Origin of the sequence: Streptomyces sp. NPDC001922, from assembly GCF_042891165.1 — a bacterium.
Taxonomy (GTDB): Bacteria; Actinomycetota; Actinomycetes; order Streptomycetales; family Streptomycetaceae; genus Streptomyces.
In genome coordinates this window covers 272,977-288,945 of the sequence record NZ_JBIASV010000001.1, presented here as the reverse complement: position 1 = coordinate 288,945, position 15,969 = coordinate 272,977, and the positions used below count along the sequence as shown (strand labels likewise).

14 protein-coding genes and 1 pseudogene are annotated in these 15,969 nt (G+C 73.3%); 7 read left to right on the top strand and 8 right to left on the bottom strand.

The features are described 5' to 3' along the window. Nucleotides 1-443: 443 nt before the first annotated feature. Nucleotides 444-842 (top strand): hypothetical protein, encoded by a 399-nt coding sequence (locus ACFYYR_RS01220; protein WP_388845453.1) that lies wholly within the window; start codon nucleotides 444-446, stop codon nucleotides 840-842. A 139-nt stretch (nucleotides 843-981) separates the two neighbouring features. On the opposite strand, the gene ACFYYR_RS01215 is transcribed toward ACFYYR_RS01220, so the two are convergent. Together ACFYYR_RS01215 and ACFYYR_RS01210 are read right to left on the bottom strand one after the other, a co-directional pair. Then, nucleotides 982-1,524, bottom strand: coding sequence for a GNAT family N-acetyltransferase (locus tag ACFYYR_RS01215; RefSeq protein ID WP_388845450.1), 543 nt, complete (start codon nucleotides 1,522-1,524; stop codon nucleotides 982-984). A 189-nt stretch (nucleotides 1,525-1,713) separates the two neighbouring features. Continuing rightward, on the bottom strand, nucleotides 1,714-2,115 hold the full coding sequence (locus tag ACFYYR_RS01210) for a DUF4234 domain-containing protein (protein WP_388845447.1): 402 nt from the start codon (nucleotides 2,113-2,115) through the stop codon (nucleotides 1,714-1,716). A 349-nt stretch (nucleotides 2,116-2,464) separates the two neighbouring features. On the opposite strand from ACFYYR_RS01210, the gene ACFYYR_RS01205 reads away from it, so the two are divergent. After that, on the top strand, nucleotides 2,465-3,316 hold the full coding sequence (locus ACFYYR_RS01205; protein ID WP_388845444.1) for an LLM class flavin-dependent oxidoreductase: 852 nt from the start codon (nucleotides 2,465-2,467) through the stop codon (nucleotides 3,314-3,316). A gap of 195 nt (nucleotides 3,317-3,511) precedes the next feature. On the opposite strand, the gene ACFYYR_RS01200 is transcribed toward ACFYYR_RS01205, so the two are convergent. After that, nucleotides 3,512-5,329, bottom strand: a complete 1,818-nt coding sequence (locus ACFYYR_RS01200; protein ID WP_388845441.1) for a TIGR03767 family metallophosphoesterase — start codon at nucleotides 5,327-5,329, stop codon at nucleotides 3,512-3,514. A 325-nt stretch (nucleotides 5,330-5,654) separates the two neighbouring features. Between ACFYYR_RS01200 and ACFYYR_RS01195 the strand changes: the two genes are divergently transcribed. Beyond that, nucleotides 5,655-6,281: a GNAT family N-acetyltransferase gene (locus ACFYYR_RS01195; protein WP_388845438.1), complete on the top strand. Its 627-nt coding sequence runs from the start codon at nucleotides 5,655-5,657 to the stop codon at nucleotides 6,279-6,281. A gap of 132 nt (nucleotides 6,282-6,413) precedes the next feature. Here ACFYYR_RS01195 and ACFYYR_RS01190 read toward each other — a convergent pair whose 3' ends face one another. Together ACFYYR_RS01190 and ACFYYR_RS01185 are read right to left on the bottom strand one after the other, a co-directional pair. Further along, on the bottom strand, nucleotides 6,414-8,246 hold the full coding sequence (locus ACFYYR_RS01190; RefSeq protein ID WP_388846407.1) for a glycoside hydrolase family 15 protein: 1,833 nt from the start codon (nucleotides 8,244-8,246) through the stop codon (nucleotides 6,414-6,416). 492 nt (nucleotides 8,247-8,738) lie between these two features. After that, nucleotides 8,739-9,540, bottom strand: a pseudogene (locus ACFYYR_RS01185) (L,D-transpeptidase family protein). A gap of 313 nt (nucleotides 9,541-9,853) precedes the next feature. On the opposite strand from ACFYYR_RS01185, the gene ACFYYR_RS01180 reads away from it, so the two are divergent. Then, on the top strand, nucleotides 9,854-10,777 hold the full coding sequence (locus ACFYYR_RS01180; protein ID WP_388845435.1) for a LysR family transcriptional regulator: 924 nt from the start codon (nucleotides 9,854-9,856) through the stop codon (nucleotides 10,775-10,777). 72 nt (nucleotides 10,778-10,849) lie between these two features. On the opposite strand, the gene ACFYYR_RS01175 is transcribed toward ACFYYR_RS01180, so the two are convergent. From ACFYYR_RS01175 to ligD, 3 genes are all read right to left on the bottom strand, one after another. Continuing rightward, nucleotides 10,850-11,473 carry a hypothetical protein gene (locus tag ACFYYR_RS01175; RefSeq protein ID WP_388846405.1) on the bottom strand — a complete coding sequence of 208 codons (624 nt, stop codon included), beginning with the start codon at nucleotides 11,471-11,473 and terminating at the stop codon, nucleotides 10,850-10,852. A gap of 81 nt (nucleotides 11,474-11,554) precedes the next feature. Further along, nucleotides 11,555-12,454, bottom strand: a complete 900-nt coding sequence (locus tag ACFYYR_RS01170) for a DNA ligase (protein ID WP_388845432.1) — start codon at nucleotides 12,452-12,454, stop codon at nucleotides 11,555-11,557. Nucleotides 12,455-12,458: 4 nt separating this feature from the next. After that, nucleotides 12,459-13,355: a non-homologous end-joining DNA ligase gene (gene ligD, locus ACFYYR_RS01165; protein WP_388845429.1), complete on the bottom strand. Its 897-nt coding sequence runs from the start codon at nucleotides 13,353-13,355 to the stop codon at nucleotides 12,459-12,461. A 27-nt stretch (nucleotides 13,356-13,382) separates the two neighbouring features. Here ligD and ACFYYR_RS01160 point away from each other — a divergent pair, with 27 nt between their 5' ends. The 3 genes from ACFYYR_RS01160 (at nucleotide 13,383) to ACFYYR_RS01150 (ending at nucleotide 15,935) form a co-directional block, all read left to right on the top strand. Next, nucleotides 13,383-14,789: a Ku protein gene (locus ACFYYR_RS01160; RefSeq protein ID WP_388845426.1), complete on the top strand. Its 1,407-nt coding sequence runs from the start codon at nucleotides 13,383-13,385 to the stop codon at nucleotides 14,787-14,789. Nucleotides 14,790-14,804: 15 nt separating this feature from the next. Next, nucleotides 14,805-15,200, top strand: coding sequence for a hypothetical protein (locus ACFYYR_RS01155; RefSeq protein ID WP_388845423.1), 396 nt, complete (start codon nucleotides 14,805-14,807; stop codon nucleotides 15,198-15,200). Between the two features lie 255 nt (nucleotides 15,201-15,455). Continuing rightward, nucleotides 15,456-15,935 carry a hypothetical protein gene (locus ACFYYR_RS01150; protein ID WP_388845421.1) on the top strand — a complete coding sequence of 160 codons (480 nt, stop codon included), beginning with the start codon at nucleotides 15,456-15,458 and terminating at the stop codon, nucleotides 15,933-15,935. Nucleotides 15,936-15,969 lie beyond the last annotated feature (34 nt).

Below are 15,969 nucleotides of genomic sequence, written 5' to 3'. Positions count from 1 at the left end.
CGCTGAGCTCCGCTGAACAGCAGCGCCGCCTCCACCCCGTCCGAACCGGGGTGGAGGCGGCGCTGTTCCGTGTCCGGCGCCGCCATCCCCGTGCCCCGCACGGCCCGGTACGGACAGCGGTCCGGAAGTCCGGGACGTCCGTGCCCTCGCCTCCGGGTGCGGCGGGCCGGGCGGGCGTCCGGGCGCCGGTACGCTCGGGGCACTCTACGTTCCACCACCGGGGGAGACCTCGTGACAGCAGCAGTGGGCAGGCGGCTCCGCGCCGGTGCCGTCGCGGCGGCCCGGATGGACGCCTGTCCCCGGTGCGGCGGTGTCCTGACGAAGAATCAGGACGGCTGGATGGTCTGCTACGGCTGCGGCTATGCGAGCCCTGGCGGCACGCCTCCCGCGCGCTCCCACGCTGCGGGTACTGTCGACTCCCACCGCTAGCGAGGGGGACAGCCGTGCGCGTATCGACCATCACCTGTCAGACGCCGCTCGACGAGGCGCTGGACTCGGATCCGTTCCTCGCCGACGCCCGGACCCAGCAGCGGCTGTGCGAGGAGTGGGCCGCCCGGCACGGGCACACCGTCCATGTGCAGCACACCACCCACGACTCGACGGGGACGAGCTGGGGCTGGTGGAAGGACGCGGACGACGGGCTGGTCGACATATTCCTCGCTCCGAACCGGCGCGTGCTGGAGAGGGCGCTGCGGGACGTCGGAGCGTTCGAGGCGGAGTGCAAGCGGCGCGGTATCCGGGTGGAGACGACCGGTCTGCCCGAGCCCGCGTACACGGCGGAGATGAAGGCCCGGGTGCACCGCAGGCTGTCGATGCCGACCGCGGGCTACCACGGCTGCTGAGCGTCGGTTCCCCCTCCGGCCTCGGTTCCTCCGTCGGCCGCTGCGCCCCCTCCGGCCTCGGTTCCTCCGTCGGCCTCTGCGCCCCTCCGGTCTCGGTTCCTCCGTCAGCCCCTGCGCTCCTCCGGGTTCTGCGCCTCCGTCAGTCTCCGTGCTGCCCGCGCCGCGCCGGGGCGCCGTCGGCCGCAGCGGTTCCGTGCGCTGCCTCCGCCGGGCCGGACGGGAAGGCGTCGAGGCCGCGGCGGAAGCACATGCGGTCCTCCGACGGGCCGTCGTAGTCGGTGAACGGGCCGGTGACGGTGAAGCCCAGCGCGGTGTGGAAGGCGATCGACGCGGTGTTCCGTGGCGAGGTGACCGACCGGACCACGGACCGGCCGTCGGCGCGGGCGAGTTCGAAGAACCGGGCGTAGAGCCGGCGGGCCAGCCCGCCGCCCCGGTGGCCGGGGGCGACGCCGACGAAGTGGATGTACGCGGTCTCGCGGTCGGCGTCCGACAGGAAACCCACCAGGAATCCGGCGAGCGCCCCGGGCCGGCCGCCGTCCTCGGCGACGAGGCTGGTGCGGAAGAAGTGGTCGAGGAAGAGCCGGGGGAGGCCGGAGCGGATGGGCCGTCCCCACCACTCGTCCATGACGGTGACGATGCGGTCGTAGTCCCCTGGCGCTGCCTGCCTCAGCTCGGTGTTCATGCCGCCAGTGTTCCGCCGGGAGGCGGCGGACACCGGCCTTTTCGGCCAGGCGTACGACATCGGTCCGGCGCGGTGCGGCGCGGTGCGGCACGGCTCGGGCGGGACGCCGCCCGGCCCAACGGTGGTGCAGCTCCGGGTGCCGGGCCCGTGGGTCCGGGCGGTCCGGAGCCGGCGGCCGTGGACCGGTCGTCAGCCCGCCAGCGGTACTTCCTGGCCCTCCGCCGGATAGCCGTAGCGCTCCCAGATCTGGTTCAGCTCGTACTGGTAGTAGAGCGCATGCAGGCCGAACAAGAAGCTGAGGAGGAGCCCGATCAGCGGGCTGCAGGTGGGCGGCATTCCGGCGGCTTGCTGCATTCGGGCGATGCGGGCGCCGGTCTTGTAGACCGAGACGAACGGCGGCACGACCAGCACGGCGCCGAGGGTCACCGCGAGCACCGAGACCACGGGATCGACCTCGATCCGGCGGTCGAGATCACGCGACTCGCGGTTCACCTTGTAGTACCAGACCAGGTGGTAGATCCCGAGGGTGATGAGGGGCCAGACCAGCCACACCAGGAAGATGTTGCGGTACTTGCCCGCGCGGCCGGTCACGGGGCTTCCAGGACGCGTTGCATGTGCATGTATTGAGCGTACGACCGCGTCCGGAAGGCGGCAATCGCCGCCACCGGTTGCGTTTCCCCCTCGCCTGCCCATGGTGTCGGGCCGCTGCCGCCGGCGGCGGGCGGAGCCGGAGGTACCGGGGCCGGGGTCCCGGTGGTGCCGGAACAGCAGGGCCGAAAATGCGGTGCCGACGGGCCGGGGCGCGGGCTACGGTGGCCGCACTCTGGAGATCGCGCTCTCAGAAGGACGCCGCAGAACGGGAGCAGGCTCGCACGGCTCGTGCGCGGCCACGGAGGGGCGGCATCGCTTCAGCCTGCCCTTCCACCAGGAGATTTCTGCCATGCACATAGGCCTCGGCCTTCCGATCGACGCCCCCGAACTGCTGCCCGACTGGGCCCGGCGCGCGGACGACAGCCCCTTCCGGACGCTCGGTCTGCTCGACCGGCTGGTCCACGACAACCCCGAACCACTCGTCACCCTCGCGGCCCTCGCCGGAGCCACCCGCCGGATCCGGGTGCAGACCGAGGTCCTGCTCGCCCCGCAGCACAACACCGCCGTGCTCGCCAAGCAGACCGCCACCCTCGACCGCCTGTCCGGCGGCCGCTTCACCCTGGGTATCGGGGTCGGCGGACGCGAGGACGACTGCCGGGCCGCCGGGATCGACCCCCGCCGCCGCGGACGCCGGCTGGACGGGCAGATGGCCGCCCTGCGCCGCGTCTGGGCCGGTGAGCCGTACGGGGAGGGCGTCGGGCCGATCGGCCCCGGGCCCGCGACGTCCGGCGGCCCCGAAGTGCTCTTCGGCGGCTTCGCCCCCGCGGCCATCGAGCGGGTCGGCCGCTGGGGCGACGGCTTTCTCGGTGCCTCCCTGCCCCCGCAGCTCATGGACCGCCTCTTCCGCGACGCGGAAGCGGCCTGGCAGCGGTGGTCGCGCCCGGGACGGCCGCGCCTGGTCGCCCAGGTCAACGCCGTCCTCGGCCCGGACCCGGTGGTCGCCGAGGCGCGCCGGAACCTTCGCGGCTACTACGCCTTCACCGGGCGCGCCGACGAGGTGGTGAGAGGCCTGCTCACGACGCCGGAGCGGATACGGGAGGCGGTCACCGGGTTCACCGGCATCGGCGCCGACGAAGTGATGCTCTACTGCTGGTCCTCGGATCCGGACCAGGTCGAGCGCCTCGCCGACGTGGTGTTCTGACGCTCGGGGCACCCCGAGGACGTCCTGGGGCCGGGTGGTTCGCACGGCCCGGCCCCGATCGTTTCCCGTGGCGTTTCGTTGTGCCGTATGCCGTATGCCGTATGCCGTATGCCGTATGCCGTATGCCGTATGCCGTGGGGCCGTTCCGCGGGGGCTCCCGTGACTGGGGCCTGCGTGCCGTGCTGCGGGCGCGCCCTACGCGCAGCGGACGAGCAGTTCCGTGTTGCCGTCCGCCGGGGTGCCCGCCAGGCCCTCCCTGACGCCGGGGGCGTTGTACGACAGCTCCCGGTACAGGGAGGCCAGTCCGACCGCCGACAGGTCGCCGGGGTCCGTCCGGTGCGGGGCGGCGGACTCGATGAGGGTGGTCAGCAGGGAGAGCGTTCCGTCGTGGTTGTCGACCAGCTCCAGGACGCGGGCGTGGTGTGGATAGTCGATGTGGGACGCGGTGTTGATCTCCCAGAACGACCGGTGGGCGGTGCGGTGGGCGTGCGGGGTGATCCGGTTGAGGTGGCTGTGGCCGTTGATCCAGGCCACCACGTTCGGGAACCGGCTGAGCAGCGCGATCAGTTCCGCGCCGTCGTGCCGCCGCTCCTCGGACCGGGCCGCGTCGGGCCGCCGCAGCATGGTGGGGCTGTTGTGGTGGCTGAAGACGAGGATGCGGGCGTCGTCGGCCGCAGGGTTGCGGACGGTCCGGCCGTCGGCGTCGTAGTGGCGGGAGCTGTGGGCGGTCAGCGTCCGCTCCAGCCACCGCAGTTGTCCGGTGTCCAGTGAGCCCTCGTAGTGGCCGCTGCGGTACGTGGTGTCGAGGCTGATGCCGAGGACGCCCTCGGCGACCGGGAACGCGTAGTACATGCGGTCGCCGTCGAGGTTGGCGACGGTGTAGCCGTGGCCGGCCGGGCCGGGGCCGGTGTGCCGCGGCGCCAGGTGCGCGGCCAGGTACTCGTGCGGGGTGAAGGGCCTGCGGCGGGGGTCGGCGGTGACCGTCCGGGCCCGGGGCGCGTGGTCGGCCAGGATCTTCTTGAGCACCCCGGCCTTGGGGTCGTCGCCGGTGGAGACCGCGGTCGCGAGGGCGGCCAGGTCGGCGTCGGGGACGCGGTACAGCTTCCGGGCGCCGGTGGCGACGTCGGTCAGCGCGGGGTCGCCGGGGGCCCAGCAGCCGCCCGGCAGATCGTCGTGGTTGCCGACCGTGGAGTACCACGGGATGCGCAGCCCCGGGCTGGTGACCGGGCGCACCGCAGCGTCCAGGAAACCCGGGAGGTGCGGCAGGCCGAGCTTCTTGTCCTGGTCGCGGAGGCGGTCGTCGGGGTGCCAGTACAGGGGCAGGCCGGAGTTCTGCACGCCCTCGTAGGAGCGCGGGTCGCCGGTGTTGGGGGTGATCCGGCCGCCGTTCATGGCGGTGAGGAACCACTCCAGCTCGATCGAGGAGTTGTTGTCCACGTTGTCGCCGGTGGTCATGACGAACGCCGGGGGCAGCCCGGTGTGCGGGCCCTCGTCCAGCGCGTTCACCTGCTCCACCAGGGAGACCGCGCCGGCCACGGACAGCGCCTCCTGCGGCCGCCAGGAGCCGGCGTTCCCCGCGCGCAGGAACTCGGTCCGCAGGGGGCTCTGCACGTCCACCACATGCAGGTCGGTGAACTGCACGAAGCACGCCAGGGCGGTGCGCCGTTCCTTCCGGCCCGCTCCGGGGGCGGCGAGCTCGCCCCGTACGACCAGGGGCCGGCCGGGGCCGGAGGTCAGCTGCCGGTAGCCGCCGCCCGCCCCGCCGGGGAGCTGCGCCGTCGTCTCCAGGGTGGTCACCCCGTACGGCGCGGCGCGCCGGACGGGCGGCGCGGCGGCCGGGGTGCCGGCCGCCGGCCGCGCGGCGGGCGGGGGCGGGCTGCTGAGGGGAGCGGGGAGCAGGGGCGCGAGCGGCCCGATGGCTGCGACGGCGGCGCCGGAGGTGAGCAGGAAGTGCCGGCGGTTCAGGATGGGGGAGGCGGTGCGGGCGTTGGGTGCCGAATCGGTTCCGGCCATGGGGTCCTTCCGGTGCCGCGTCAGGGATCAGCAAGATCGATACGTCGCTGAGTCGACTTTTCTCTCCGGGATCGTGAGCAACCGGAATGGCTGAATCCTGAACGGCGCCGGAACGCGGAACGCCTGGGAGCGGTCGGCGACGGAGGCGGGGGTGAGGTGGTTCGTGGAGGTCATGGGGGCGCTGCCGGGTGCTCATCCGCTGTTCAAGGAACGGGTGCTCATCCGCTGTTCAAGGAAGGGGTGCGTTCGGCGGGCCGTCGAGAGGTGTTATGTATTAGTGCAATAAGGCATTGTCTCTAGTGCAGAGCGGGGCTACCGTGTGATCATGACTTCTGCGCTCCCTGTGCCCGTAGTCCTCCATGGCCGCACCATCCGCCTCGAGCCGCTGACCACCGGCCACGTACCGGACCTGTTCCAGGCCGGAGGCGCCGACGACGAGGTCTGGCGCTGGCAGTCCGTCCGGACGCCCGGCACCGAGGAGGCCCTGCACGGGCTGGTCGAGCAGCAGCTCGCCGAACAGGAGGCGGGCCTGGCCGTTCCGTTCGCGGTCGTGCTGCGCGAAACCGGCCTGGCGGTCGGGCAGACCGCCTACCTGGACCTGAGCGCGGACCACGAACGGCTGGAGATCGGCTCCACCTGGTACGGGCGCGCGCACTGGGGCACCGCCGTCAACCCCGAGGCCAAGCTGCTGCTGCTCACCCATGCCTTCGAGGAACTGGGGATGGGGCGCGTGCAGTGGAAGACCCACCACCGCAACGTCCGCTCGCAACAGGCCATCGCCCGGCTCGGCGCCCGGCACGAGGGGGTGCTGCGCCGCCACCGGAAGCAGCCGGACGGCACCTGGCGGGACAGTGTCTACTACTCGATGCTCGCCGACGAGTGGCCGCCGGCGAAGGCCCGGCTGGTGGAACGGGTGGAACGGGTGGAGGGGCCGATGGGGGAACGGGCATAAGGAACGGGTGCAGGTGCGTCCGGATGCCCGGTCCGGGGTTCGGCCGGGGTGACGCCTGGTCCGCGGAACGGGGTGGCGCCTGGCCGGCGGCGGCCGGTGGTGGACCGGGGTCGGGCTGGGCCGGGGCGGCCGTCAGCCCAGTGTCTTGTCGAGGTTGAACGCGGCGCTGATCAGGGCGAGATGGGTGAACGCCTGCGGGAAGTTGCCCTGCTGTTCGCCCGTGCGGCCGATCTCCTCGGCGAACAGGCCGAGGTGATTGCCGTACGTCAGCATCTTCTCGAACGCCAGCCGGGCGTCGTCCCCGCGGCCCGCCCGGGCGAGCGCCTCCACGTACCAGAACGAGCAGATGGAGAACGTCCCCTCCTCGCCCCGCAGCCCGTCCGGGCTCGCCTGCGGGTCGTAGCGGTAGACCAGGGAGTCGGAGACCAGGTCCTCGCCCAGCGCGTCCAGCGTCGACAGCCACTTCGGGTCGGTCGGGGAGATGAACTTGGTCAGCGGCATCATCAGCACGGAGGCGTCGAGGACGGTGTCGCCCTCGTGCTGGACGAAGGCGCGCCGCTCGTCCGACCAGCCGTGGCGCATGATCCGTCGGTAGATCGCGTCCCGTTCCCGGCCCCAGCGCATCACATCGGCGGGCAGGCCCCGGTGGGCGGCCATCCGCATGCCCCGTTCGATCGCCACCCAGCACATGAGCTGCGAGTACAGGAACCGCTGGCGGCCGCCGCGGGTCTCCCAGACGCCCTCGTCGGGCTGGTCCCAGTGGTCGCACACCCACTCGATCAGGGTGCAGACGGTGTCCCAGTGCTCGCTGGAGATCGGCTCCCCCCACTTGTCGTAGAGGTAGAGGGAGTCGATGAGGGCGCCGTAGATGTCGAGCTGGAGCTGGTCCACGGCGGCGTTGCCGACCCGGACCGGGGCGGAGTCCAGGTAGCCCGACAGCTCGGGCAGCAGCTCCTCGGGGAGCTCGCTGCGGCCGTCGATGCCGTACATGATCTGCAGCGGGCCGGAGGAGTTCTCCCCCACCCGGATGCGCTGGGACAGGAACTGCATGAAGGACTTGGCCTCGTCGGTGAAGCCGAGCCGGAGCAGCGCGTAGATGCAGAACGCGGCGTCCCGGATCCAGACGTAGCGGTAGTCCCAGTTCCGCTCGCCGCCGATCTGCTCCGGCAGGCTGGTCGTCGGGGCGGCCACGATCGCGCCGGTGGGGGCGTAGGTCAGCAGCTTCAGGGTGAGCGCGGAACGGTGCACCATCTCGCGCCAGCGTCCCCGGTAGCGGGACTTCGACAGCCAGCGGCGCCAGTACCGGACCGTGGCGTCGAACAGCTCCTCCGCCTCGCCGAGCGGACAGGACCGCGGCAGCACCTCGCCGCCGACCCGGTCCAGGGCGAACACGGCCGACTCGCCTTCGCGCAGCTTGAACAGGGACCACACGTCGCGGCCGTCCGTCTCGATCGGCACGCTGGTGGTGAGCGCGAGGGTCAGGGACGGCGCCGAGAACAGGGCCTGCCCCTGCTCGACGCTCACGGTGTGCTCCTGCCGCGCGTAGTCGATCCGGGGCGCCACCCGGGCGCGGAACGGCAGCGCGCCGCGGACGCAGACCACGCGCCGGATCAGCCGGTGCCGGTCCGCCTCGCGGGAGTCGTCCACGATCGGCATGAAGTCCTGGATCTCGCCGACCCCGTCCTCCGCGAAGAAGCGGGTGATCAGGACGTTGGTGTCGGGGAAGTAGAACTGCTTCGTGCGGGACGGCACGTCGGCGGCGAGCTCGAAGCACCCGCCCCGGTCGGCGTCGAGGATCGAGGCGAAGACGCTGGGGGCGTCGAAGCGCCCGCAGCAGTACCAGTCGATGGTGCCGTCCGTGCCCACCAGGGCCGCGCTCCGGAGGTCGCCGATCAGGCCGTGCTCGGCGATCGGGAGATAGCGGGACGGGCCCGCCCCGCCGAGGCCGCCACGGGCCTCGGGCACCTCGGCCGTGCGGCCGGTGCCGACCGGCCGGGAGCCGGTGGAGCCGGTGTCCGGGGCCTTGGTTTCCGGTGCCTCGGTGTCCGGGGGGTTCGGCCGGGTGGTTCCGGTGTCCGGGGGCCTGGGGCCGGCTGTGTCGGCGCCCGGGCTTCCGGGCCGGGCGCCGGTGTCCGGCGGCCCGGGCCGGGTGGCTCCGGTGTCGGTCGCTTCGGCGTCAGCTGTCACTCCGACCGCCCTCCGTGGTCGAACAGGAGCAAGCACCACATATCAGCCTAAGCCGATACCGGCGCCGCCTCGCCCGGGGAGCCGGACCGGCCCGGCTGCCTCGGCTGCCGGGGACGCCGGGGCTGGTGGGCTGCCGTGGTGTCGGGGTGCCGGACCGGCCGGCCGGCTGGGCTGCCCGGGCCGGGTGGGTCGCCGGGGGCGCAGGGGTCGCTGGGACTTCCGGAGCTGCCGGGCGGGCCCCGCCCGTCGCGTCGGGAGCGGGAGACCGCCTCAGTAGCGGGTGATCGCCGTGGTGCCCGAGCGGGTGCCGATGGCGATGTGCGGCCTGGCCGCCGGATCCGCCCAGGTCAGGATCGCGCGCATCGCCGGTGCGGACACGGACACACAACCCGCCGTTGCCCCACGCCCGTTGACGTGCAGGAAGATGCCCGCGCCCCGCCCCCGGACCGGGCGCCGGTAGTTGAAACCGATGACCAGGGCCCGCGCGTACTGGGTGCGGTACGCGGCCAGTTGCTCGGCCTCGGCGGCGGCGCAGTCCCGGGGCAGCGGCTCGACCCACCGGTTGTAGGAGGTGGAGCGGTTGTCCTGGCACCACCAGGACCGTTCGGTGACCCGGCGGTACCGGAACGAGGTGCCCGCCGGCGCCGCGGCGGTCCCGAAGGCGAAGGGCAGCCCGTACAGCCCGGCGGGGGTGGTGGAGGTGCCCTGGATCCGTCCGCCCCCGTCGACCAGGCCGTTCGCTCCGAAGCGGGCGGCGGCGGACCCCGCCCGGATCCAGTTTCCCGCCCGCTTCTGCCACCAGGTCACCGTGCCCGTGGTGGACGCCGGGCCCGGAGCGACCGCGGTGATCAGTGCCGCCTCCGGTGCGGGCCATGCGCGCGGGGAGAGGCACGGGCGAGCCGCTCTCCGGCCGGCTGGAGGCCGCGGCCGGAGGCGGCAGCAGCACGGCGGGCAGGAGTGCCGCGGCCAGGAGCGCCGCGGTCAGGACGGAGGTGGTCAGGAGCGCGGCGGGCAGGAAGAAGGTGGTCGGGGAAGCTGCTGCCGGCGGAGCACGGTCCAACAGGCGGCGCATCAGCGGAACACGGAGCATGGGGATCAACCGCACCAGGGTGTCGAGGCCGGAACGCCGGTGACGGTGCGTCGGCCGGCACCTCATCCCTCTCGCGATGCCCGGCCGGTCAAAAGCCCCACGGCTTTCATCACACCGGCGGCCCATGCCGAACCACCGTGGGGCGCGTTCGGGTCCGACGGTCGGCACCTGTCCCGCGCGTCGCGCGTCGCGCCGGACAGGTTGCCGCCTGGATCCAGAAACAGCGTGCCGCGTCGGCCGTATCCAAGTCAATCAACGGGTTTTCTTCCATATCCCCAAGGTTTAGCTTGGGTTGGTGACTCTCGATGATCTCCGTGTCTTCGTTGCCGCCTGCGAATCCGGCAGTCTCAGCGCTGTCGCCCGCGACCTGTCGTGCAGTCAGTCGGCGGTGAGCCAGCACGTCAAGCGGCTCGAACGCGAACTGGGCCTGTGCCTCCTCGAACGGCAGCCGCGCGGTGTGACGCCCACCCATGCCGGGCGGATCCTCCACCGGGCCGCCTCCCACGGCATCGGCGGCATCGACCTCGCCCTCCGCAGCCTGGCCGACCTGCAGCAGGGCGGCGGCGGAACGGTCCGGGTCACCACCGGGGCGACCTCGGTACGGCACTTCATGGCCGACGCCGTGGTCTCCTTCCGGAGCCGCTTCCCCCGGGTGAGCCTTGAGTTCCACACGGAGAGCGCCGGCCGCCACTGCTTCGCCGCACTCGACAGCGGTGAGGTCGACCTGGCGTGGATCACCATCGGGGCCGCGTCGGCTACCGGCACGGCGCACGGTATGGAGCAGCGCCCCGTCGTCGAGCTGCCCTGGGTGCTGGCCGTGCGGACCGACGACCCGCTCGCCGGCCGGTCGGAGATCGACGCGGAGGAGCTCGCCTCGATCCGGCCCATCGGGCTTCCGGAGAACTCGGTGTCGCGGCTGCGCCTCGAGGAGCACCTGACGGGGCTGGGCAGCCGGTGGGAGGCGACGACGAGCGTCGCGGACTGGGACACCGCCCTCCTGCTGGCCGAACTGAGCCTGGGCCATGCGGTGGTGCCGGCGCTGCCCGGGTGGGTCCGCGACGGTTCGGGCCACGGCGGGCTGCGCCTGGTCCCCATACCGGCCCTGCCGCCGCTCGCCGTCGGCTGGGCGGTGCGTCAGTGGGAGGCACTCAGCCCGTCGGCGCGGGCCTTCGCCGACGCGGTCGTCGACAGCCTGACGGGCGCACCGCCGGCCGGCTGAGGCCGTCCTGCCCAGCCGTGCCCGCCGAGGCCGTACCTGCTGGGACCCTGCGCGGGCCGGGGCGCCTCGTTCCTACGGCATCACTCCGGGGCCCCGCAGCGGGGCGGTGATGGCCAGGCCTTCGTCGAGCTTCGCGACCAGGTCGTCGGTGAGGGACGGGACGTGCCGGTCCGCCCACTGCCCGACGGACGCCAGGAAGCCGACGAGTCCGTGGTGCGCGGAGCCCAGCAGGTCCGGAAGGCGGGCCCGGGGGATGTCGATCGGGGGCGAGTCCCGCCGGTCGCCGTCGTTCCGGAGCCGGGCGGTCTCCCCGATGTGCTCCACGACGGGCGTCGGGTCGTGCCCGAGCCAGGGCTCCCCGCCGTCCGCCAGGTCGAGCCAGTCCCGCCAGTTCTCCAGGCCGAAACAGCAGCCGGGCCGTGCGGTGATTCCGGTTCCGGTGTCCCGGACCCGGATGCCGCCGGGGGCGATGACGCACTCGGCGTCGGTCAGCCGGCGGACCTGCTCCACGGCGTTCCGGGGTGCGCCGTCGGAACGGCGCTCTCCCCGGTTGTAGGTGGTCAGGACCGCCAGGGCGGTGCCCACCTCGGCCGGTGACATGGCGCCGGAGAGGGGCAGCCAGGGGGCCGGGTGCGGTTCGGCGACGGGCCACAGGGCGAAGCCCCGGGCGTCGTAGGTCTCCAGTGCGGCGTCCATGATCAGCACGCCTGCCAGTGTCGCCGTCGCGGGCGGCGGGGGGCAGCCCCTTTTGCGGTCGCGTCGCGCGCCCCTCCGTCGTCAGTCCGCCCGTACGCGCACGAAGCGCGCGGTCTCGTGGCGTCCGGCCGCCTGGCGCAGTTCGACCGGGAGCGGGGTGGTGAGCATCCGTACGGGCCCGTGGTCCGGATGGTCCGTCAGGTCGCCCAGCCGGCCCCGGAGAAGCTCGCCGACCTCGCGCGCCTGGGCGGTGGTCAGCCGGGGCGTGGTCTGCGGGGTCTGTTCGTCGGAGACCTGCACAAGGAGGGCGTGGGGACGGTTCGGCGGGCCGAAGACGCCGAGCAGGACGCCGTCCCGCGTCTCGGAGTGCCGGATCTTGCGCCAGGACCAGGTGCCTCCGGGCCGGTAGGTGGAGTTCAGCGCCTTGGCCACGATGCCTTCGACGCCCGCGTCCCGCAGATCGCGGAACCAGAGGCGGGCGGTCTCCTCGTCGAGTGTCGCCAGGACCCGCTGGACGGGCGGGCCGACGTCCGCCAGTGCCGTTCCGAGGAGGTCCCAGCGTTCGCTCAGCGGCAGGGCCCGGACGTCCCGGCCGGGGGCGGCGAGGAGGTCGAAGGCGATGTAGGAGACCGGGATGCCCGCCTGCTCGCGGTCCCGGCGGGAGCGGAGCAGATCGGTGAAGCTCAGCCGCCCCTCGCGATAGGCGCACAACTCGCCGTCCAGCACGGTGCCGGGCGGCAGGTGCTCGCCCAGGAAGGCGGCGATCTCCGGGAACTCGGGTGAGAGGTCCCGCCGGGAGCGCGACTGCAGGAAGACGCGGCCGTCCTCCAGGACGAAGGCCAGGGCCCGGAAGCCGTCCAGCTTGAGGGAGTACTGGAAGCCCCCGGCCGTGCTGCCCTGCCGGGGGATCTCGTCCGCGTTCCGGGGGCGCATGACCTCGACCGGCGGACGCAGCACCACCGCGGGCGGGCTCTCTGGCATGCGGTCACTCCGCCGTGGCCGGCAGCGGGCGTCCCCGCCCGGGGTCGAGCAGCGGGTCCAGGAGATCGCCGTGGTCCGCCAGCCGCGGAGCGATGTCGTCCGCCTCGAAGGAGAGTGCGCCGGGCTCCGCGCAGGCGTCGATCTCGTCCCAGGTGACGGGCGTGGAGACGGTGGGGGAGGGGCGGGCGCGCAGGGTGTAGGGGGCGGCGGTGGTCTTCGCTGCGGTGTTCTGGCTCCAGTCGACGAAGATCTTGCCGGGCCGCAGGTTCCGCGCCATCCGGTGCACCACCAGGCCCGGCATCGCCCGCTCGGCCTCGACGGCGATCCCCTTCGCATACGAGGTGACCCGCTCGGCGGCGACCGGTTCCAGTGGAGCGAGGATGTGCAGCCCCTTGGAGCCGCTGGTCTTCGCGAAGACCTCGAAGCCGTCCTCGCCGAGCCGCTCCCGCAGCCACTGGGCGACGGCGCAGCACTCGACGATCGTCGCGGGCCCGCCGGGGTCGAGGTCGAAGACGAGCCGGTCGGCGGTGCCGGGGTCGTCCGCCGTCCACTGGGGGGTGTGGAACTCGGTGACCAGGTTCGCCGCCCACATCAGCGTCGGCATGTCCTGGACCAGCACATGCCGGCCGGTCTCCCCGGCTCCCGAGCGCGGGACGACGGCGGTCCTCACCCAGTCGGGGGTGCCGGGCGGCAGATTCTTGGCGAAGAAGTGCTCACCCTCGGCGCCGTCCGGATAGCGCAGGAACGACAGCGGCCGGTCGCGGAGGTGCGGCAGCACGGCGTCGGCGGTGGTGGCGTAGTAGTGCAGCAGCTCGCCCTTGGTGAACCCGGTCGGATAGAGCACCTTGTCCAGGTTGCTCAGCGCCAGGCGCCGCCCCTCCACCTCGGTCATCTGCGACATACCATGAGAATCCCATGAAAAGGACGGATGATGCGATCGATCTGGAAAGGGTCCATTTCGTTCGGCCTGGTCAACATCCCGATCAAGGTGTTCGGTGCCACGGAGAGCCACTCGGTCTCGTTCCGGCAGGTGCACCTCGCCGACAACGGCCGCATCCGCTACCGCAAGGTGTGCGAGCTGGACGACGAGGAAGTGCCCAACGAGGAGATCGTCAAGGCGTACGAGGCCCCGGACGGCACCGCCGTGCCGCTCACCGACGAGGACCTCGCCGCGCTGCCGCTGCCGACCGCCAGGACCATCGAGATCCTGGCCTTCGTGCCCGCGGAGAGCATCGACCCGCTCCAGTTGGAACGCTCGTACTACCTCGGGGCGGACGGGCCGGCCGCGGCCAAGCCCTACGTCCTGCTGCGGGAGGCGCTGACCAGCACCCGGAAGGTGGCCGTGGCCAAGTTCGCGCTCCGCGGGCGCGAGACCCTCGGCATGCTCCGGGTGATCGATGACGCGCTGGCCATCCACACCCTGCTGTGGCCCGACGAGATCCGGCCGCCGGAGGGCATGGTGCCCGATACGAAGGTGACCGTGCGGGAGGCCGAGCTCGATCTCGCGGACACCCTGATGGACACCCTCGGTGAGCTGGAGTTCGAGGAGCTGCACGACGAGTACCGGGAGGCCGTCGAGGCCCTGGTCGCGGCGAAGCTGGAGGGCACCGAGCCCGAGGGGACGGGGGAGCGGCCGGAGGGCGGCCGGGTCATCGACCTGATGTCCGCGCTGGAGAAGAGCGTGCGGGTGGCCCGGGGGGAGCGGGGCGCGGAGGAGGCCGAGGTCAAGGAGTTGCGCCCGGCCCGGGGCGCGAAGAAGAGCGGTACGGGTGGGCGGGCCGCGACCGGGGGTGGCGGGACGGGCAGCGGCGCCGGGGGGCGGAAGAGCACGGCGTCCGGGGCCGGGGCGCGGAAGAGCGCCGGGACGTCCTCTGCGAAGGCGTCCGCCACGAAGCCGCCCGCCGCGAAGACCTCACCGGCGAAGGCGTCCGCCACGAAATCCTCCGCTACGAAATCCTCCGCCGTGAAGTCGTCCGCAACGAGGACGTCGGCAACGAGGACGTCCGCTGCGAAGTCGGCATCCGCCAAGGCTTCCTCCTCTCGAGGGGCGTCGGCCAAGGCTTCGGCGTCCCGGGCGTCCTCCTCGGGCGCGGGGGCCGGCTCCCCGAAATCGGGCGGCGGGAAGAAGAGCACGTCGACGGCCCGGAGCTCCGGAGCGAAGAGCGCCGGGAAGACCGCGGCGAAGCCGACCGCGAAGTCCACGGCGAAGTCCACGGCGAAGAGCACCGCCGCGTCCGGCGGGCGGCGGACGGCCGCCGCGAGTACGGCCGGCGGGACGGCCGCGAAGAAGACCGCGGCCAAGAAGACGGCTGCGAAGAAGCGCGCCTCGGCCTGACAGGGAGGTGGTCCGATGCATGCGCTGCACGAACTGCGCGCGGAATACGCATCCCAGGCCGGAGCCGGAGCCGGAAGCGGGGCGGCGACGGTGGACGGGAGCGGGGCCGGAACCGCGGACGGGAACAGGGCCGGGACCGCGGACGGGAGCGGCGGCTCTCGCGGGGACGCCGGGAGCGGCACGCCGGCGCGGCACCGGGCGAAGCGGCGGAGGAAGCAGCGGGAGGCCGAGGCCGGGAGCGGCCTGGGAGCGGTGAAGATGTGGCACATGGTCCGGAACTCCGGCACGACCGCCCTCTGCGGACGCGAACTCGATCCACGGGCCGCCATCCGGCCGGAGGAATCCTGGGGCACGACCAGGGAACCCTTCTGCCACACCTGCGGCGCCACCTACCTGCGCGAGGTGCCCTGACGGGAGACGGGCGGGACCGTCCGGACGGGAGTCCACGAGGTGCCCCGGCCGGGCCTGTTGCCGATGCGCGGCTCGTTCGGGTTCGGGGTTCGTTCGGGTGCGGGGCTCGTTCGGTTCCGGGCTCCGGGGCCTGGGCATGCTCGGCTTCCGGGGCCGCCCGGCTGCGGGGCGCCCGGGGCACCGGGCCCCTCCGGCGACCTGGGAACGGTGCCGCTCACCGGGCCGCCGGCCCATGGACAGTGCGGAGGCAGAGACGTGCGAGTGGGATACCTGCGGCTCATCGGAGCCGTCACAGCCGCCTACGGCGTCGCGGTGGCGACCCGCCCCGAGTGGCTCGCCCGCCCATCGGGCCTGGTGGACGACGCGGGCCGGACGGCTTTGGAGACCGCGGTCTCGCTGCGCCCGCTGGCCTGGCGCGATGCCGCCAACGGGCTCGTCATGACCGTCGCCCCCGAAGGGGCCGCGCTCCGGGCGGCCACGGTGCTGCGGATCGCCTCGGACCTCGGCGACGCCGTACTGCTGGGCGCGACGCTGCCGGGCCGGGCCACCCGGGCCAAGGCGGTGGCCGTATCGGTGGGTTGGGGCGCCCTGTCCGTGGCCGCGCTGCTCTCCCGCCCGCCGGCCGACCGGAACGGGAACGGGGCCGGGCGGCGGGCCGGGCTCACGGGGACGGGTACGCGGACCACCGGGAAGCGTGCCTGCAAGCGCGCACGGGCCACCGGGAAGGGCGCCTGACCCACCGACCGGGCAGACAAGGTCACCGGGACCC